The organism is Paenibacillus sp. JJ-100, from assembly GCF_948329825.1.
Lineage (GTDB): Bacteria > Bacillota > Bacilli > Paenibacillales > Paenibacillaceae > Paenibacillus.
The window spans coordinates 126025-144881 of sequence record NZ_CAOJCM010000006.1 but is presented as its reverse complement, the minus strand read 5'-3'; the positions used below and the strand labels follow the sequence as shown (position 1 = coordinate 144881).

Genomic DNA, 18857 nt, shown 5'->3' with positions numbered 1-18857 from the left:
GATCCAGTGGATATAATGAATTAACTTCTCATATACCGTTCCATAAACAAACAGCGTCCAGTCAACCTGATCTCAGGTTGATGGACGCTTGTTTGTTCGAATCACTTCTTCTCTATTTCGGATTGAGCCTTCGGGGCTCCCGAACTTGTATCCGATGTTACTTCCGGATCTTCCGGCTCCGCCCGCTTGGCCTTAGGTTTCGCCAGCTTCTCCATCATTTTGCGGCCCGTCGGTGTCTGAGCTAACCCACCCTGCGCTGTCTCACGGTGACGGCTTGGCATGGCGCTGCCTACCTCAAGCATCACATCAATGACTTCATCGGACGGAATCGCACTACGTACGCCAGCCAAAGCCATGTCAGCGGCAGCCAAGGCAGTAACGGCTCCGAGTCCGTTGCGCACAATGCACGGAATCTCCACAAGACCCGCCACCGGATCACAGATAAGGCCCAGTGTATTTTTCAGAGCCAATCCTACGGCATGCACAACCTGCTCCGGTGTTCCGCCACGAAGCTCCACCATTGCACCGGCAGCCATGCCAATCGCTGAACCAACCTCAGCTTGACAGCCCCCCTCGGCTCCAGAGATGAATGAATTGTTGGCAATGACATAACCGATGGCTCCAGCACAGAACAATCCATTCACCAGATGTTCATCCGTCCAGCCAAAGCGCTCCTGCGAGCTTATAAACACACCGGGAATGATGCCGCACGAACCTGCTGTAGGTGTAGCCACAATTCGCCCCATAGAGGCGTTCACTTCGGATACACATAGTGCATATGCCATAGCCAGAGCAGAGGCATCACCAGAGCAAATCTCTCCTTTGCGAATGTAATCGGCCATCTTTTTCCCGTCTCCGCCTGTCAGTCCACTGCGCGATGTTGTATCCTCGGTAAGCCCTTTACGCACTGCTTCCTTCATCACCTGGTAGTATTCCGACATCTGCTTCACGACGTCTGCTTCTGGAGTATTCGTCTCCTGCACCTGCTCCTCAATCATCAGCTGCGCAATCGTTTTGGACTCCGCTGTGCAGATCGTGTTTAATTCATGCAAATGTTTAAAACGCATTAGGGTCAACCCCTCTCTTCAGATCGATCACACGAATGTCCAGCACATGATCCAGTGCACGAAGCTTCATCAACACCTCTTCACTCGGAGGAGCATCCATCTCCATAGCGGTCAATGCTTCCCCATCTCTTGCCTTCCGATCTACTTGCATATATCCGATGTTCACTCCTGATGAACTGATTGCTGAAGTCACAGATGCGAGTACCCCGGCTTTGTCTGCATGACGCAAAACAAGCGTTGGAAACTCTCCGCTAATCTGTACACGAAAATCATTCAATGCATGCACAGATACACTCCCGCCCCCGATGGAAGCACCCATTAATGAGCATTCCCGTTCACCATGCCAGATTTCAATCTTGACTGTGTTTGGATGAGGAGCAGGGAGACCACTGGTGTAAAACTCTACCTCCATGCCCGCTTCTACCGCATGCTGCTCTGCATCAGGTATACGCGGATCATCCGTAACATAATCGAGCAGACCCCCAATTAGAGCCAGATCAGTCCCATGCCCCTGATAGGTATCTGCAAATGAGCCATATAGAGTCAGACGCGCACGTTCCGGTGTGCATCCAAGCCACTGACGCGCAATACGACCCAATCTCGCTGCACCCGCTGTATGTGAACTGGACGGTCCTGTCATCGACGGACCAATAATTGAAAAAACATCTTTAAACCGCATCTTACAACCCTCCCATTGTTTCGTCAGAACCATCCAGACAAGACCCACTATAATGTTAATGACTACTGAATGATGACATTAAAAAAAGACAGAAGAAGGCCGTTAGCCCTCTCTCTGTCCTTGATACCTGAGAGTTTCATGATCCTGGCGCCAAGCAGAACAAGGTCAAGCACATTGCAGTACCCCTCTGTTCACTGGACGGACGGAACATATACCCCTTGGGTGGCGCTTCTTCCGCGCACTCTCCAGAGTTGCGTCCAACGATGGTTCGTTTACCTGAGAGATTAACGTTCTGCCGGATACATAAACGCTTGCTCCTTCGGTGCCTCAAGCTGGCCAGTAACAGAATCGTTCTGCATCTACATGATGCATCATACCCATCCATTCCGTATGGATTCAGCCTGCTCAAGTCTCTCCCACTCGTTATCATTCGCTGTATTCATTTGTTTCATTACGAAATTTTAAGCCTAGACCAATTCGATCATATACAGATTAATATGCATGGATTGTATATGTCAATAAAAGTGACGTAATCACATATGCATGTTTAAAAAGGAGACCTTAATATAGAAAGATAATATCTCTCTTTTCTACAATTATATGCATTATTCATGGATATCGTTCAGGCGCGGTTCATGCCTGGGAGTTATTTGCTGTTCTTTGGAAGCTGCAAATCGTTCGCCCATGACTGCAGTTTTTCCTCTGTCCATGTTTCGTTTTCTCCCATGATGGAATAACGCAAACCTCCCTCACTCCATGACAAATTCCGGATTATGGACATGTATGAACCTTCTGTATCACGCACGGCCAATTTTTTTTCCTCTGGCAGAAGCTTCTCATCTACATTTTCATCTGGCGCTTTGAATAGGGTGAGACTAATCTCAGGTTTGTTATTTTTCACATAGTACAATGTGACTTCGTCACGGCCATTTTCTGCTAACGATGGAGTCAACTCGATTCTTGATAATTCCAGATCCTTACCTACATATTGCAGGAAAGGCTGGCCTACTGCCTTCTCTGCTTCTTCCATTGTGATCTCTTTGTTATTCATCATATCATTCATTTTTTTCACTTCAACGTCTGCAGGAATGTCCAGAGTAAACGTCTGATCTGTGAATTTAGGATTATAATCAATCAGATCATAATGAACCTCAGATCTACTATCCCCATACGTACTGGTAGCTTTAACAACCATCCACTTCTCGGGATCGACCCAATACTGAGATGACATAGCCAGAGTATTTTCATCCTTTGGTGTCAGCTCGATGTGAATTACTTCATGCCCCTGAAGCTTTTCCTGTCCCAGCATCTTCACATTATGGGTATCACGCATCCGCTCCAGTTGATCTACCAGCATCTGCTTCTGGGTTTGATTAGGCTCTTGCTGAAGTGTAGATGAGTCCATCGAATACGCAGTTTTTGTCTCTTTCTCATAGATCAGAATCTCTGAACCGTTATGAACAGCATAGCTTACATTTCCATTATCATCTGTCTCGATTCGCTGTTGTCCCTTTTTTCCGTCCACCCATTCTTTCACTTGTATCGTGTTGGTGATCTCGTCATCCGTCCACATCTTCAACACACCTTCTGCATAGTAGGACGCCGGCTCCGACTCCGTAGTAATAATTTTCTCAATCATGTCATCTCCAGACATTCCAAGCAGCTCCTTCTCTGCACAACCTGCAAATAGTGAACCAGCGATCAAGGCCGCTCCAATGAGTTTCAATCCATTTTTAATCATAAACAATCATCCTTTCTTAGATCATATCTGCGCAATCATCGCAGTTCTCCAACTCTCGCAATCGGCATACCGCTGCAGTCCCATACTCTTCCGAGGACCACATGCGCATATCCCCTCCATGTTTTAATGCAATTCGTTTGGCAATACTGAGCCCTAATCCAGAGCCTCCAGCGAAGCTGTGCCCCTCCTGATTCTGATATTGGACGTAAGGCTCAAAGATTCGTTCCAGCTGTTCTGCCGGAATGGCTGAACCTTCATTTTGCACCACCAGGATCGTCATCCCGGATCTGTACAAATCTAGTTCCTCTCTTAGTGATGCATGAATCCATTCAGGAAGCTCCTCCATTGAATCTATTACTGCAAGTCCAATGTTGCCTTTGGGCGGAGTATAACGAAGCGCGTTATGCACCAGATTATCAGCCAGACGCATTAGCGATTCAGGGTGTATCCGGTAGGGCTGATTCGTACGCACACACATCTGGATAGTGAACTTTTCACGTTCCGCGATTTCGCCGTAACTGCCGAGCAACATTTCGAAAAATTCTTCCCCTTCTACCTCAACCATAGCCAGTTCCGAATCACCGGAGCCCAGCGCTGTGTACATCTCAAGTTCCCCAATCATCTGTTTCATACGTTCCACATTCCTAGCGATAACCTCTTTATACTCCTGTCTTTCCGATCGTTCAGAACGTACATCCATACTGAGTGCTTCTGCATAGGCACTGATCGACATTAAGGGTGTCTTCAGATCATGAGAGAGGGAGGCTACAATCATTTCTTTTTCTTTTTGTTGCTTCTCCACTTCTCCGTAGGTTTGTCTAATGGTCTGCTGCATTGCATCAAACTGCTGTAACAACGTGCCCATCTCATCGCGGCGAATATGGCCCTTGATATCCGATTCCGGTTCTTCTCCGCGGGCAAAGGTATGCATTCGGTTCATCAACACTTTCATGGGAAAGAACAGCTTCCGGGACAATAACCACAACACCGTTCCATACAACAAAACAAAGAATAGTACTGCTCCGCTAACGACCCAGGTCGTTCGAATAGAGATTCCGTCGAGCCAGTCTTGCCGCAGCATCGTTATTTCATAAATGCCCACCAGTTCTCCTTGATGCCAGACCGGTTTTTTCAGCGAAAACGTACGATGTCGAATCTGCAGGTTATATAGATTTCGATATAATTCAGAGCTCCTCATGGTATATCCACTTGTTTTCCAAGTATCCTCACTAGAAGTGAACACCTGAATGCCAGAGGGCAAATACAGATTAAAGCTTACTTGTTCGTTTGCAAGCTTAGGGAGGTTTTGATGGCGCTCGGGAGACTGAAGCTGATAAAGCGTTGGATCATCCAGTGCTTGCTCGATCGGGGCGAGACGTTCAGACAATGCCACGTATTCAGCTACAGAACGCTGATTCTCATAGTAGTTATACAGGGAAAACAAAGCCCATCCTGCTACTACAGGCAGCAGCATGACAATGAGAAATGCTAGCATTAACCAATATTTCAACTTCATTTGATCCGTTCCCCGATGAAACGATAACCACTGCCCCACACCGTTTGAATCCAGCGCGGCTGATGCGGTTCATCCCCCAACTTTGCCCTCAGACTTTTGACATGGACAGTGATTGTCCCTGAACTCCCCTCTGCCGGCTGTCCCCATACATGCTCATATATCTCCTTTTTCGTGAATGCCCGGTCTGGGTGCGAAGCCAGTAACATGAGTAACGCAACTTCTTTACTCGTCAATTGAAGTTCAACGCCATTCAGCTTCACCTGCTGATTCTGCGGATGTATAGACAATCCGTCATTGTACTGCTGAGAAACGGAAGTCGATGGACTGCCTTGATATCGGCGGTATCTGTTCAGATGAGCCTCCACTCGCGCTGTGAGTTCTGCCAGACTGAAAGGTTTTGTGATATAATCATCCGCCCCCAGACCAAGTCCTTTGAGTTTGCTTTCCTCCTGAGTGCGTGCGCTCATGATTAATACGGGAACATCACTAATTAACCTCACATGCTTGCACACGGTAAATCCATCCATCTCCGGCAGCATCAGATCGAGCAACACAAGTTGGTACTCCCCATTCCTGAAATCTTCCCAGCTCTCCAGTCCACTTGAAGCCCAGGTCACCGCATATCCTTCCCGGCGCAGATGGTCTAATAGAATACGGGCTATTTCCGGGTCATCTTCTACGAGAAGTATGTTGTCCTTGTCTGTCATTGCGCTTTCATCCTCCCATGACTAAATTGTAGCGAAGAATCCATCTGATTCTGCAAAGTTTATACTTTCTTTATAAATTGCTTCGTCGATATATAACGATAAGTTGAAAAATAGCAAAAAGCATAATCCCCGGGCAGTTCCGTCCGAGTAATTATGCTTCCTTACAGCTATCGATCTTTTAATTATATACGAACAAGATCGTTTTTTCAGTTATTTCCTTTTTAGGGGTACCGCCAACAATACGCAAAAAACGTACGCAAGGAAATCAGACTCATCATTTTGTTCCAACTTTTCTATTCTTCTTTTGAGTGTTGTTTGAGCGGTCATATCATTGTGTTGTGTAAGAAATTGCGGCAATCCTGTTAAATTGTGTTGCAGTTGCATACGGATGCCCAAGGAATATTCTTTAAAAATACTGAGAAGACCATAGACTGGTGACTTCGTTCTGAGCGGAAGATAAAATCTAAAATATATATTATTTCCGGCGTTGAAACTATTTCTCTGTCCACTACGAATGTATAAATGGACAGACAAAAAGGAGGTGGTGCGGTTGGACGAGCTACGCCTAATAAAGAAAATCCAGCGAAACGGAGACCGCGCCGCCGCCGATGAACTGGTGCAATGCTACTATGACGAGATTTACGGATTTGTGAGGAAACAAGTCTCAAATGCAGATATTGCTATCGAATTGACACAAGAGATCTTTATCTCAATGCTCAGGACAATCGGGTTTTACGATATGAAGCGAGGTGCGGGATTCCGAACGTGGATGTACAGGATTGCCGCAAATAAGGTCGTTGATTGGTTCCGGTCACGTGCCTACCACGCGATGACCAAAACAATATCGCTTGACGAGGTGGAGCCGATTGATGAAGCAGACTTCACTCGGCAATTTGAAAACAGGGATTTTACGGAGAAAATATGTGTTTTTTTGGGCGGTTTGCCTCCGGATACGCAGAAAATCTTCCGGCTTCACATTTTCGGCGGGTACACGTTCTCTGAAATCGCAGGTATCGAAGGACTTCCTGAGGGAAGCGTGAAATCCAAGTATTACCGCCTTATCAAGCTGATTAGAAAGGAGTTTGCTGATTATGGATAAGAAAACAAAGAATGCAAGCATTGAATATATCCTTTCGCAAGGATTAGTCAAGCCGCAAACGGCTAGAGAGCGGATTGCTGAAATGCTGCGCATCATAGGCTTCCGTTTCATATTTTGGGATACTGGATATAGCTTGTTCTTCGCCGCCGTAACTCTCGCAGTTGTTCTCGCGCTATTCAGCTTTGCGCCTGATAATTACCGCTTCTCCGCCGCCATCGCCGTTGCCCCACTAGTTTTCCTATTGATAACCATGTTTGCCGAAACGTCGGAGCGGACATGTGGGCTATACGGACTAAAACAGACTTGCCGCTACACCATCCAGCAGATAACCGCTCTGCGGGTGATTTGCTACTCGGTCTTCGGCTTTGTGTTCACCACGGTTATCGCGACAATCAGTACAGACAGCGGATATGAATTCCTCTCACTGTTTCCAATTTGCCTGTCCGCCCTGTTTCTCTGCGCTACCTTGAGTATATCCTTTATGCGTTTTCTTCACGGCAAATGGGTAAATGCGGTGTTCTCGGTGGTGTGGGTGTTCGTAAATATCGTAATCCCTTTCTCACTAGGGGAAAAATGGGAGACAATATTACGCGAAATGCCGATTGCTTTTTCGGTTGTGCTTGCCGTTCTCGGAGGGGCAGCATTTGCTTATCAAATTTCAAAAATGATGTCGGAGGTAAAAAAATATGCTATTGCTTAACAATTTGACTAAGAAATATGGAAATTTCACCGCTCTGGAGGATATCAACCTTGAATTCTCTGGCGGTGTCTACGCCTTGCTTGCCCCAAACGGCGCGGGCAAGACCACACTGATTAAAATGCTCACGACACTCATCTTCCCCACAAAGGGCGAGATCCTTTGGAACGGAGATGAAATCGTTGGGCTTGACGCTTCATACCGCGACATTATCGGCTATCTGCCGCAGGATTTTGGCTATTATAGGAATCACTCGCCGAGAGAGTTCCTGTTGTATATGTCAGCGTTAAAGTGTATCGATCGCGACAAAGCAAAGCGCAAGACCGACGAACTCATTGATCTTGTGGGCTTGTCGGACGTGCGAGATAAGAAGATGAAGAAGTTTTCAGGTGGTATGATTCAGCGCGTCGGAATCGCTCAGGCTATGCTGAACGATCCCAAAATCCTAATTCTCGACGAACCTACGGCAGGGCTTGACCCAAAAGAACGCGTTCGCTTCCGCAACCTTATCTCGTCACTATCCAAAGACCGAATTGTCATACTTTCGACGCATATTGTGTCGGACATTGAAACAATCGCAAGTAGGGTTATTATGTTCAAAAATCACAGATTGTTCACCAACGAGTCACCAGCGTCGATATGCAGGACGCTCATGGGCAAGGTCTACGAAACGGACGATATTGCCGATATCAAATCGCCTTATCTAGTGCTCACAGAACACCAGGAGAACGGAAAAACTGTCACGCGTTTCGCGAGTGAGAGCGACTGCGGCGATGTCGCGCGTAGTGTCAGCCCCAATCTTGAGGACGTGTTTCTATACATATATCGAGATGAGGCAATGTGAGGTGAGATATATGCTATTCGGGTACGAGCTTAAAAAACTTGTGTTTTCACCCGTGATGGTTGGAATCGTTGTCCTATGCATCGTTTTTAACGCTGTGATTGCGATAGTCGGCTACAACGATTATGGCTCGAATTACGAAGCAGAAGCTGTCAATATCTTTGAGGGATTTAAGACAAGCGAAATCGGGGAGAGATATATAAGGAAGTACAACATCACAGGCGAAAACGCCGAGAATATACGCGACAAGTATAAAAAACTACAACCTGTTATTGATGAGAAAGCCGCTAACGGCGATGCTTTATCAACTTACTTCGGTGGACAAACTCATTACCGCCATAGTCTGTTGTTTAATAACATGTTTATGGCAATTATTGCGGAAAGCTGTTTGCTAGCGTTATTTGCCGCACTCATATCGGTAACCTACGAAAACTTGAGAGGGACCGAACATATTATCTGCGCTTCAAAAATTGGAAGACGGGTACTCAGGACAAAACTGAGTGCCTCGCTGATGGCGGCAGTAGCCATGACTGTCGTAATTCTAGGAGTGAGTTTGTGCATTTTTTTTCTCAGATTCAATTTTTCAGATGTATGGTACGATAACGTATCAAGTATGTTTAACTACGCTGTGAATGAATACGAGAAGCCTTTCATCACATGGCAAAGCTTCACTGTTGAGGGGTATCTTTGGGCAACAATCGGAGTAACCTTTGGTATTGCAGTTTGCTTTTGCTTGTTAGGATATGCAACTGGGGTATTTGTTCGTAACGGATACGGAGCATTTATCGCCGCTGCGTCGGTAGTCGGCGTCACATTTCTTGCTAAGCCCCTTTTTCCAATCGGCTCGGTTTCACGGGGCATTTGGACCCTCACTCCCGTTTGGTTATGGAAAAATAATGTAGCATGGTTCACCGACGGCGGAGCGGAAATTATATGGGCGAACTTTGAGACCGTTGGGCTTTTCGTTTCCCTTGCTGTGCTTTCCATCGCCGCATTCATTTCCACTAAAATATTTAACAAGAGGGAGCTATTATGAGAATCTTTGTATGTGAACTCAAGAAGCTATGGAATTGGCGCATTCTTGCGCTTATTGCTGCAATTGCTACGTTGACGTGGTTCGCATTTTTGAGCGAAGCACTGCGCTCATATGATAGTCTGACCACCCATGGTATTTACGGTTCCTATCAGAATGAGATGTTTGCACTTTACGGCGATACGCTTGAACCGGAAGAATTGGCCGACTATGATATCCCAGGCAAAAAGGTTGCCCTTATTTCTAAAATGGATGAAATTATCTCAAACGAGACGATTTTTACCGAAAACAATATCTACAGCTACGCTGATTATGAGGTATTTGCCGATAACGGATACTCCAGCGACCTAAGCGAGGAGGAAAAGGAAATCTTTAATGATACTATTTCCACAATGCAGAGCAAGCTGGATTTTAGCAATAGCACACAAACATTGGATGAATGGTATGCCTCGCCACTGATTAGGCTGCAGACGCTCAAGGCGCTCGAACGCACATATAATGACTATGAGGCTTCTCTTCGCAGCTATATAGACCACGATTCCCGCCCTGTGGTCGTCCACACCGCTGAGAAATTAATGCAAATGCGCAATGCAAACTTGATCCGCTATGACCTTGACATGGAATTTTCGCTTTACACCGCTGTTGTTGGGGTTTTTACTGTAGTGTCCGTAATTATTCTCATTGCCCCCCTGCTGACAACCGACCGCATGCGGAAGGTAAACCTAATGCAGTATTCGTCAACTATTGGTCGCACGATTTTTAGGCTTCAATTTGCCGCAACTATTGTAAGTGCACTCGTTTTATCCATTCTTTTGATTGTCGCAGCATATATTCCATTCCTTGCAGCAGGTGCAGGGAATTATTGGGATTCGCATATTATGTCGCTTAATAGTTGGGGTATGCAGCTTTATAACATTACCTTCGGGCAGTATACTCTCATACTCGCAGGAATGATAATTACACTAAGTGTCGGTACGGCATGTTTCGCGTTTATACTTGCGAGATTTAGCGCGAATATTGTAATGATGCTGATTAAGGCCGTTCCGGTCGGTGTTGCGGTTGCGGGAATAGCCGTACTTTCAGTCAACAAGGCATTATCGGATAATAACATCGTTTTCAATACTATCTTTCATGGTAGATTTAACGTGCCTGAGGTTATCTTATGCGGTTTTGTTGCCGTTGTCGGATTGATTGTGGCGGTAATTATTTCGATACGGGAGAAGCGTATTGATGTAGCTTAAGGCACAAGACGAAAGTCTTTGCACACAGCACTAATGTAAGGTTAACAGATTCGCAGGGATTACCCTAAAAGTTGATCTTCCATAGCGCTTGTACAAGAACAAGCCGGATTTCCTTAGCGTACGGAATTCCAGGATTGTTTGATTTAATTTTCGCTTAGCGTACGTTTTTCGCGTTTTGTTGGCAAGACACCTTTTAAACATATGAAATTCAATTGCATAAGAACACAAAAAGCATGGTCTATGAACTCCCTTGTTCAAAGATCATGCTTCTGTGTATCCTGTTACTCAAATTCTATACATCTATATTGTACTCTCAATCCAATTATCCAAAACGACCCATAATATATTCCTGTGTCAACCGATTGTCCGGGTTGGAGAATATATGCTCTGTATCCCCATGTTCAATCAGATTGCCGAGATAGAAATAGGCCGTATAATCCGAGATTCGAGCTGCCTGTTGCATGTTGTGGGTCACAATAACGATTCTCAGATCTTTCTTAAGCTCAGAGATCAGTTCTTCTACTTTACCCGTGGATACGGGATCGAGGGCAGACGCTGGCTCATCGAGCAATAGAATCTGTGGATCCACGGACAATGCACGAGCGATACAGAGACGTTGTTGCTGTCCACCCGAGAGTGCCAAGGCCGAATCATTCAGTCTGTCCTTAACCTCATCCCAGAGGGCAGCACGGCGCAAGCTCTTTTCAACAATCTCATCCAATGCTTTCTTACTCTTCGTACCGCGGTAGCGAGGGCCAAACGCGATATTGTTGTAGATGGATTTATGGAAAGGGTTTGGCTTCTGCCATACCATACCGATTTTCTGACGAAGCTTGATCACATCTGTACCCGGTTCGTTCAGGTCTTTGCCATCCATCCAGATGTGACCCTCTGTGCGAGAACCGGCAATTTCATCGTTCATCCGGTTCAAAGACCGGAGGAACGTGGACTTACCGCAACCCGACGGTCCGATAAGAGCCGTTACACTCGCTTCGGGAAAGGCCAGGCTGATCTGTTTCACTGCCTGAAAATGCCCGTAATATATACTTAACTGTTCCGTACCAAAAGGTATGGCCATGTGGTGTTCCTCCTTATTTCGAAGCTGTCATGCGGCGATATACAACCCGCCCGATCCAGCGTGCACTCAAATTGAACGCCAGTACGAGAATCACCAGCACCGCAGATGCCCCTGCTGCTACTTCTTTAGAATCCGGTCCGATGCCTTCACTGTTTACTTTCCAGATATGCACGGCTAGCGTTTCCGCAGGACGTAGCGGGTTAATTGGTGATCTTGGACTTGTCGGATTCCAGTCCGTGAAGTCCAGCGGTGGACTACTCATCCCTGCAGTAAACATCAGTGCAGCAGCTTCACCGAATATCCGGCCGGAAGCCAGAATGGTTCCGGTGATCAAGCTTGGCAGTGCCACGGGTAGCAGGATAGACGTAATGATCTTCCATTTGGACAAACCGAGTGCGAGACCGGCTTCCTTCTGTTCTTTGGGAACAGCTCGAAACGCCTGCTCCGTGGTTCGCACCATAAGTGGCAGGTTGAAGATCGCCAATGCCATAGCACCCGATAGTAGGGAGAAACCCAAACCGAACTTATTGACGATAAGCAACAGTCCAAACAAACCGATAACGATGGATGGGAATGATGACAGCACTTCAACAACTAGACGAATAAAACTGGTTATCCGTCCTGGCTTCGCATATTCCGCCATATAAATACCGCCGCCCCAGCCGAGCGGAATTGTTATAATCAGGGTCAGCACAAGTAGAAATACCGAGTTAAACAACTGCGGTCCAATCCCGCCGCCACCTCTTAGCAACTGAGGTGCACTCGTCAGGAAGTGCCAGTCAATTTTGCCAATTCCACGAACCAGAATATAGCCGAGCAAACCTAATAGAAGTACAACAATGAACAACGCAAGAACTACGATGACAGCTGTTGCGATCTTGTCCATTGTTTTTGGTTTCATTCTCATACCCGGTTCCTCCTTTCAAGCAGGCGAACCAGAATGACAAAGATGAAGGTCATTACCAGCAGGACAAGCGCCATGCTCCACAGTGCATTGTTATGAACAGAACCCATCGTGGTATTACCCATACTCAGGGTGATTACGCTTGTTAATGTTGAAGCTGATTCAAGCAGGGAAGTCGGTACGTGCGGCGCATTACCAATAACCATCTGTACAGCGAGTGCCTCGCCAAACGCCCGAGCCATACCGAGTACAATACCCGTCAGCAATGCTGGTAATACTGTCGGAATGATTACCCGATAGATCGTCTGCCAGCGTGTCGCACCAAGCGCATAAGAAGATTCACGTAAACCTTTAGGCAGAGCAGACAACGCATCTGCCATAATACTTGTTACTGTAGGAAGAATCATAACGGACAGCACCAGACATCCGGCTGCAATCCCGATTCCGGCTCCTCCGAAGATACTCCGTAACATAGGAACAATCACACTCAGACCGATGAATCCATACACAACAGATGGAATACCGGACAGCAACTCAATCGCTGGTTGCAAAATCTTTTTACCTTTACCTGGTACAATCTCTGTCATAAAGAGCGCTGCACACAGACTAAGCGGACTCGCAATTAATGCGGCAAGCAAGGTGGTTGTAAAAGAACCCGTGATGAACGGCAATGCACCATAAACCGCAGGCTCGCCTGCAGGATTCCACGTTTTGCCGAATAAGAATTCGCGCACACTGACGCCATCCTGGAAAAAGGTCGATAACCCTTTCGACGCCACAAAATATACGATGGAAAACATGACAACGATCAGGAACACCACGCATATCGAGGTATAGATCCGTCCCGTCCACTCTTCCCAGTAATGTTTCTCTCTCAAGGGCCGGCGTGGCTTCAGCTTATTGTTCATTACCGTTCCCCCTTCGGTCTGTTCCATAACAACCATCCTTCTATAGTAGAATTAATGCAAAATATGGGATAATATCTGAGCAAACCGCGTAAAGAGGCAGGACCTGGGTCCGCCTCTCTCGCTGTATGCGCAAGTTCAAAGAATATTACTCCGTTATATTACCTGCTGCATCGCGTTTTACTTTCATGCCAGATACCGGGATGTAGCCCAGTTCCTTAACATCATTTTGTTGAATTTCGTCACTCAACATGTAGTCGAGGAATGCTTTTGTCGCTGCATCCGGCTCGCCTTTTGTATACATGTGCTGGTAAGCCCATACAGGGTATGTTCCTGCTTCTACGTTCTCAACTGTAGCTTCAACGCCACCATATTTCAGAACTTGCAAGCTGTCATCCAGGTAAGACAGAGCCAGATAACCAATTGCTCCTGGAGTCTCAGCTACAAGCTTCTTAACTGTACCGGAGGAATCTTCTTGAATGGAACCCTGAATATCTTCTACTTTCGTTCCCAGTGCAAAATTCTCGAAAGTTGCACGCGTACCGGAGCTGCCTGGACGGTTAACGATAACGATCGCTTGATCTTTACCGCCAACATCTTTCCAGTTTGTAATTTTACCGGAGAAAATGTCTACCAATTGTTCCTTAGTCAAATCCGTTACACCCGCATCTTTGTTGCTTACTGGTGCGATGGCTACGACTGCTACTTGGTGGTCTACCAGTTCTTTTGCTTTCGCTTCTTCTTTCAACTTCTCTTCAGCAAATACGTCGGAGTTTCCGATTGTAGCTTGTCCTTCAGAAACTTGTGTCAGACCTGTACCACTACCGCCACCTTGCACTTGTACCATTACGTTCTTATATTCATCAAGTGCCATAAATTTTTGTCCGGCTTGCTCTACCAGAGGTTGAAGTGCTGTTGATCCAACAGCAAGAATGTTACCGCTAAGTTCAGCAGCAGCACCTTCTCCTGATCCATTGCTTGTAGCACCATCTGTACCTGCGTCGTTTTTCGATCCGCATGCTGCAAGCACTAGTACGAACGTTAAGGTCATCAAAATAAACGGCAACTTTTTAAACATGTTTTCTCTTCCTCCCCCAATGTAGTGATGGCGTTTTTTGAATTTGTTTGATCACCATCAACTCTTTAATCATTGTAATTTCAGTATGTCATCTGAAAATCATTGTTTTGTAAACGCAATGTAAAAAAATTTAGCTTGTTCATTCCATCGTTATTCTGTTCATTTCACTAGGTGATTACTCATTCGCCTCCTCTAAAACAAAGATCTACCGGTCATCCGAGACTGGAATAACCCGTCCTTGGAAGGTGTTCCTGTGTACCGATTCATTCTTCCATTGCTATTGTTTCCAAATGATGTTGGGTTTTATTATTAAAATTAACATTAACATTTGAAGAACAAAGCTGAACTTCATATGAAGTGAGCCTTTGGCTTAAATCATGAATAATAAATAAAGATAAAAATATTTCCTTCAAATGATAAGCATCACTAAAGAAGGAAAATTGAATCAATAAAAAAAGGCCGCCTCACTGGATGTGCATGACACATTGTGAGTACAGCCTTCTTCATTCTCCTATTGTAAACTCCAATATCTGTTACCCCAGAATCCACAGCCATAGAGCTAAGCTAGCCAACGTAATCAACAACGTTGGAATAGTTAGCACGATGCCTGCCTTGAAATAATATCCCCACGTAATCTTGACGCCCTTGCGGGATAACACATGCAACCATAGCAACGTGGCTAGTGAACCAATCGGCGTCATCTTTGGGCCCAGATCGGAACCGATCACATTCGCATAGATCATTGCCTCTCTTACCGTGCCTTCAACGTGCGCACCCTCAATAGCAAGTAGATTGATCAGTACGGTTGGCAGGTTGTTCATTACAGAGGACAATACTGCAGCGATCAAACCCATCCCTAGCGATGCTGCCAACAAGCCATAGTCCGCTATAGCATCCAGCCAGCTACTCAGGTAATCCGTTAATCCGGCGTTACGTAAGCCATACACAACAATGTACATGCCCACGGAGAAGACAACGATGGACCATGGGGCTTCCTTCATGACTCTTTTCAAATTCACCGCTTTGCTCTTACGAGCTAGAAACCCGAATAACAACGCCACCGCACCTACAATAACGGAGACGGGAATCGGAAGAAATTCACTGGAAGCATATGCTACCAACAGCAGCCCCAGCATAAACCATGCAATCTTGAACACTCGCGGATCACGTATCGCTTCTTTTGGATCGCGAGTAGCTGTAACATCGTAGGTCTGCGGAATACTTTTACGATAAAATAAAAACAACATGGCTGTACTCGCTGCAATGGAAAACAGATTCGGTACAATCATACGCACCGCATATTCAACAAATGTAATGCCGAAGAAATCGGCAGACACGATATTGACCAGATTGCTCACCACGAGTGGTAATGATGTTGTATCTGCCACAAACCCACTCGCCATAACAAAGGCCAATACCATACGCTCTTCAAACTTCAATGCACGCACCATCGCCAGAACGATCGGTGTCAGAATTAGCGCTGCGCCATCATTTGCAAATAAAGCAGATACTGCTGCACCGAGCAAAATAGAATATAGGAACAGTCTGCGCCCGTTGCCTCCAGCTAATCTCGCCATGTGTAGAGCGGCCCATTCGAAGAATCCAGTCTCGTCCAAAATTAATGAAATCATAATGATGCCAACAAAGGCGAGTGTAGCATTCCATACAATAGAAGCTACATCAGAAGCATCATTCAGGGTGACTACCCCTGCTGCAAGGGCAAGGATTGCTCCTCCTGAAGCACTCCAGCCTATGCCAATGCCGCGTGGCTGCCAGATGACCATTGTGATCGTCAAAACAAATATCAATATTGCTACATATACCATAGTTCCTCCTGCTGCTATCCTGACTCGTTATGCTCACCGCTATATCATCCAGAAGTCCACTGGTGTGAGGACCAGACGATATATTTATACAGGGCTGCAGGAGGATTGTCTATCTTTATTTTGTTATAAAAAGTACTCGGCCTACGAGAATTAGGATTTATTATGGTCCTTATCAGAATCATCCGTCATTTTGAACATCCCCAACAAACCTTGTAATTGTTCTGCCATGCTATTCAAATGTGCAGAGGACGATGCAATTTCCTCTACGGAAGCGAGCTGTTGCTGTGATGATGCTGATACGGATTCAGTGCTTGCGGCCGATTCCTGAGTAACTTTTGAGATATCCGTCATCGTTTGAGCTACATGGGAAGCACCGCTCTCCAATTGTTTCGTCGTTTCGGACAATTCATCCAGCGTAAGGACAGCCTCCTCCACCGCTTGACGAATCTGGGCAAACGATTGTCCGGAGATGTTTACCGCCTGCAGACCTTCTCCCACCCGCGTCTGGGCTGCGTTCATAGCTACCAGGGCCGAATCCATATCCTGATGGATATTGTCCACAAGCTCACCAATCTGTGCCGCAGATTCACCTGATTCTTCAGCCAGCTTACGTACCTCACCGGCCACGACTGCAAAACCACGCCCCGCATCCCCCGCTCTCGCTGCTTCAATCGATGCATTCAATGCAAGCAGGTTCGTCTGTTTCGAGATCGATGCGATCACGTCCACCATAGTTCCAATCTCGACTGAACGGGCATTCAGAGATTGCACAACTTCTCCTAACTGTTCAACAGTCTCCTGAATAATACTCATCTGTTCAACAGCCTGTCCCGCTGCTGCGTTTCCTGAAGACGCTGCTCCAGAAGTGTCTCTCATCGCAGATGTGATGGATTGCACACGCTCGGACATCACTCGAACATCTTCCGCCATGTGGCTCATTTGTTCAGAACCATCCTTGACACTGTTTACTTGCTGTTCTGCACCCTCAGCTAGTTCCTGAATAGCCATGGTCGAATGTTCAATTGCTTTCGTTGTTTGTTCTGCACTAGCAGACAGTTCTTGTGAAGATGCGGATACTTGCTCTGCTGTTTCTTGTACACCAAGAATCATCATACGTAAGTTATCTACCATACGTTCAAAATACTTAGCCAATTCACCGACTTCATCTTTGCGTTTACTATCCATCTTCACCGTCAGATCCCCCTTGCTTACCGCACGGGCGGATTCCTGTAAACGTTTAATTGGACGCAGCATAGAACTAGTGAACCAGATAATATATACAACAGCCAAGAGCAAAGAAGCCAAAAGAACAATGAGGATGGCCAGACGAATCCCTTTGCTTGCATCCGTCACTTCACTATTAAACATCGTGCCCGCTATTTTCCAGCCGGTTGCTTCATTGGTAGAAAAAATCATCGTCTTGGAACGATCTTCAAAAGCATAATCAAATTGCCCTTCCTTGCTCTCGTATACTTTGTCTAATACTTCATCTTCACTCTTCGTACCTACCTCCTGTACAGGAGAAACTACAACATTTCTATCTTGGTCGAGGATCACAACGTATCCTTCTTTACCCACCTTCATGGCGGTCTGATTCTGCATATTGGTCAAATCAAGTGACAAGCCAACCACAGCCGATTGATCCGATAATGTTCTGGAAATAAAAACAACCGCTACTCCATCTGTATTCTTGCTGACAGGAGTAACTGCAACCGTACCTGGCTTATCCATCGCCAGCTTGTACCAGTCCCGCTCTCTTGGATCATAAGTTTCTCCACTCGCACTGTTTGCTTTTGGTTTACCACGTACCATGACTCCCTCTGTGCTTCCCACAAAAATATTCAGAGCATCAGGATGCAGCCCCAAATATTGAGCAAGCTTAGCCTGGAGCTCAACACTATCATCTTCTCCTTTGATCAAAGCGGAGTCGAGTGAATCTGCGAAGTAATTAATGTCGTAAATTCTGCTATTGATCTGACTTTCCACAATCTTATTGGCTGTACTCACACTCTGCAGAGCACTATCATTTAGCTGCCTTTGTACCGTATTTTCCGAAATGTATAAAGACACAACGCTAATCGCCAAACTAGGTAATAAAAGAACGAGCAGAAACGAAACGAGCATTTTATTTCTTATATTCCAGACAAAAGCTTTCTTTTTGTCTTTCTTTTTGTTTTTAATCGGTTTTGCTTTGCCCGGTTTAACAGGCTTCCCGTTTTTCCCCAACACTTCATTTTGATTTCCGTCCATTCGTTTATCCCCCTTTAGTAAAAGCCATTCTCTCTGCTACGTTTGAACGACTATAGCCATATACTATATATCGGCTAACGAAGGGGTTTATTTGAATAAAATATAGTTCACGACAAACAAGCCACTTTCATTAAAAAGTGACTTGTTCAGTGATCTTCAATCTTAAAAAAAATTGAGATTAGCAAGAGGGTGTTA

16 protein-coding genes and 2 riboswitches are annotated in these 18857 nt (G+C 45.8%); of the genes, 5 read left to right on the top strand and 11 right to left on the bottom strand.

All coding sequences use genetic code 11. The features are described from left to right. Positions 1-101: 101 nt before the first annotated feature. From sdaAA to PQG66_RS20380, 5 genes are all read right to left on the bottom strand, one after another. On the bottom strand, positions 102-1067 hold the full coding sequence (gene sdaAA / locus PQG66_RS20400) for an L-serine ammonia-lyase, iron-sulfur-dependent, subunit alpha (protein WP_272039643.1): 966 nt from the start codon (positions 1065-1067) through the stop codon (positions 102-104). Beyond that, entirely contained in the window at positions 1057-1746 is a 690-nt protein-coding gene (gene sdaAB / locus PQG66_RS20395) for an L-serine ammonia-lyase, iron-sulfur-dependent subunit beta (RefSeq protein WP_272039642.1), read from the bottom strand. The genes sdaAA and sdaAB overlap by 11 nt, the downstream gene beginning before the upstream one ends. A gap of 112 nt (positions 1747-1858) precedes the next feature. Further along, positions 1859-1997, bottom strand: a riboswitch (glycine riboswitch). Positions 1998-2001: 4 nt separating this feature from the next. Beyond that, positions 2002-2175, bottom strand: a riboswitch (glycine riboswitch). Between the two features lie 217 nt (positions 2176-2392). Then, the gene (locus tag PQG66_RS20390; protein ID WP_272039641.1) at positions 2393-3487 is read right to left on the bottom strand and encodes a LolA family protein; all 1095 of its coding nucleotides are present in this window, start codon (positions 3485-3487) and stop codon (positions 2393-2395) included. 16 nt (positions 3488-3503) lie between these two features. Further along, positions 3504-5003: a HAMP domain-containing sensor histidine kinase gene (locus PQG66_RS20385; RefSeq protein ID WP_272039640.1), complete on the bottom strand. Its 1500-nt coding sequence runs from the start codon at positions 5001-5003 to the stop codon at positions 3504-3506. Continuing rightward, positions 5000-5710, bottom strand: a complete 711-nt coding sequence (locus PQG66_RS20380; RefSeq protein WP_272039639.1) for a response regulator transcription factor — start codon at positions 5708-5710, stop codon at positions 5000-5002. The genes PQG66_RS20385 and PQG66_RS20380 overlap by 4 nt, the downstream gene beginning before the upstream one ends. A 550-nt stretch (positions 5711-6260) precedes the next feature. Between PQG66_RS20380 and PQG66_RS20375 the strand changes: the two genes are divergently transcribed. Genes PQG66_RS20375 through PQG66_RS20355 form a run of 5 tightly spaced genes read left to right on the top strand, consistent with a single transcriptional unit; the run spans position 6261 to position 10621 of the window. Beyond that, positions 6261-6809, top strand: a complete 549-nt coding sequence (locus PQG66_RS20375) for an RNA polymerase sigma factor (protein WP_272039638.1) — start codon at positions 6261-6263, stop codon at positions 6807-6809. Next, complete coding sequence (locus tag PQG66_RS20370; protein WP_272039637.1) at positions 6802-7509, top strand: hypothetical protein; 708 nt, start codon at positions 6802-6804, stop codon at positions 7507-7509. The genes PQG66_RS20375 and PQG66_RS20370 overlap by 8 nt, the downstream gene beginning before the upstream one ends. Further along, the gene (locus tag PQG66_RS20365) at positions 7496-8350 is read left to right on the top strand and encodes an ABC transporter ATP-binding protein (RefSeq protein ID WP_272039636.1); all 855 of its coding nucleotides are present in this window, start codon (positions 7496-7498) and stop codon (positions 8348-8350) included. Before PQG66_RS20370 ends, PQG66_RS20365 begins: the two co-directional genes overlap by 14 nt. Before the next feature lies 1 nt (position 8351). Continuing rightward, entirely contained in the window at positions 8352-9383 is a 1032-nt protein-coding gene (locus tag PQG66_RS20360) for a hypothetical protein (protein ID WP_334220797.1), read from the top strand. Next, a complete protein-coding gene (locus PQG66_RS20355) occupies positions 9380-10621 on the top strand; it encodes a hypothetical protein (protein WP_272039635.1) in 1242 nt (413 codons plus the stop codon). Before PQG66_RS20360 ends, PQG66_RS20355 begins: the two co-directional genes overlap by 4 nt. Positions 10622-10943: 322 nt before the next feature. Here PQG66_RS20355 and pstB read toward each other — a convergent pair whose 3' ends face one another. From pstB to PQG66_RS20325, 6 genes are all read right to left on the bottom strand, one after another. Beyond that, complete coding sequence (gene pstB / locus PQG66_RS20350; protein ID WP_272039634.1) at positions 10944-11699, bottom strand: phosphate ABC transporter ATP-binding protein PstB; 756 nt, start codon at positions 11697-11699, stop codon at positions 10944-10946. 13 nt (positions 11700-11712) lie between these two features. Next, the gene (pstA, locus tag PQG66_RS20345) at positions 11713-12600 is read right to left on the bottom strand and encodes a phosphate ABC transporter permease PstA (protein ID WP_272039757.1); all 888 of its coding nucleotides are present in this window, start codon (positions 12598-12600) and stop codon (positions 11713-11715) included. Positions 12601-12602: 2 nt separating this feature from the next. Beyond that, positions 12603-13538, bottom strand: a complete 936-nt coding sequence (gene pstC / locus PQG66_RS20340; protein WP_442955139.1) for a PstC family ABC transporter permease — start codon at positions 13536-13538, stop codon at positions 12603-12605. A gap of 118 nt (positions 13539-13656) precedes the next feature. Further along, positions 13657-14586: a phosphate ABC transporter substrate-binding protein gene (locus PQG66_RS20335; protein WP_272039633.1), complete on the bottom strand. Its 930-nt coding sequence runs from the start codon at positions 14584-14586 to the stop codon at positions 13657-13659. Positions 14587-15119: 533 nt separating this feature from the next. Next, positions 15120-16412, bottom strand: a complete 1293-nt coding sequence (locus PQG66_RS20330; protein WP_272039632.1) for an arsenic transporter — start codon at positions 16410-16412, stop codon at positions 15120-15122. A 150-nt stretch (positions 16413-16562) separates the two neighbouring features. Next, a complete protein-coding gene (locus PQG66_RS20325; protein WP_272039631.1) occupies positions 16563-18662 on the bottom strand; it encodes a methyl-accepting chemotaxis protein in 2100 nt (699 codons plus the stop codon). Between the last annotated feature and the right edge of the window lie 195 nt (positions 18663-18857).

Coding starts and splice junctions, on each gene's coding strand:
- sdaAA (WP_272039643.1), bottom strand. CDS start 1,067: ATGCGTTTTAAACATTTGCATGAATTAAACACGATCTGCACAGCGGAG.
- sdaAB (WP_272039642.1), bottom strand. CDS start 1,746: ATGCGGTTTAAAGATGTTTTTTCAATTATTGGTCCGTCGATGACAGGA.
- PQG66_RS20390 (WP_272039641.1), bottom strand. CDS start 3,487: ATGATTAAAAATGGATTGAAACTCATTGGAGCGGCCTTGATCGCTGGT.
- PQG66_RS20385 (WP_272039640.1), bottom strand. CDS start 5,003: ATGAAGTTGAAATATTGGTTAATGCTAGCATTTCTCATTGTCATGCTG.
- PQG66_RS20380 (WP_272039639.1), bottom strand. CDS start 5,710: ATGACAGACAAGGACAACATACTTCTCGTAGAAGATGACCCGGAAATA.
- PQG66_RS20370 (WP_272039637.1), top strand. CDS start 6,802: ATGGATAAGAAAACAAAGAATGCAAGCATTGAATATATCCTTTCGCAA.
- PQG66_RS20365 (WP_272039636.1), top strand. CDS start 7,496: ATGCTATTGCTTAACAATTTGACTAAGAAATATGGAAATTTCACCGCT.
- PQG66_RS20355 (WP_272039635.1), top strand. CDS start 9,380: ATGAGAATCTTTGTATGTGAACTCAAGAAGCTATGGAATTGGCGCATT.
- pstB (WP_272039634.1), bottom strand. CDS start 11,699: ATGGCCATACCTTTTGGTACGGAACAGTTAAGTATATATTACGGGCAT.
- pstA (WP_272039757.1), bottom strand. CDS start 12,600: ATGAAACCAAAAACAATGGACAAGATCGCAACAGCTGTCATCGTAGTT.
- pstC (WP_442955139.1), bottom strand. CDS start 13,538: ATGGAACAGACCGAAGGGGGAACGGTAATGAACAATAAGCTGAAGCCA.
- PQG66_RS20335 (WP_272039633.1), bottom strand. CDS start 14,586: ATGTTTAAAAAGTTGCCGTTTATTTTGATGACCTTAACGTTCGTACTA.
- PQG66_RS20330 (WP_272039632.1), bottom strand. CDS start 16,412: ATGGTATATGTAGCAATATTGATATTTGTTTTGACGATCACAATGGTC.
- PQG66_RS20325 (WP_272039631.1), bottom strand. CDS start 18,662: ATGGACGGAAATCAAAATGAAGTGTTGGGGAAAAACGGGAAGCCTGTT.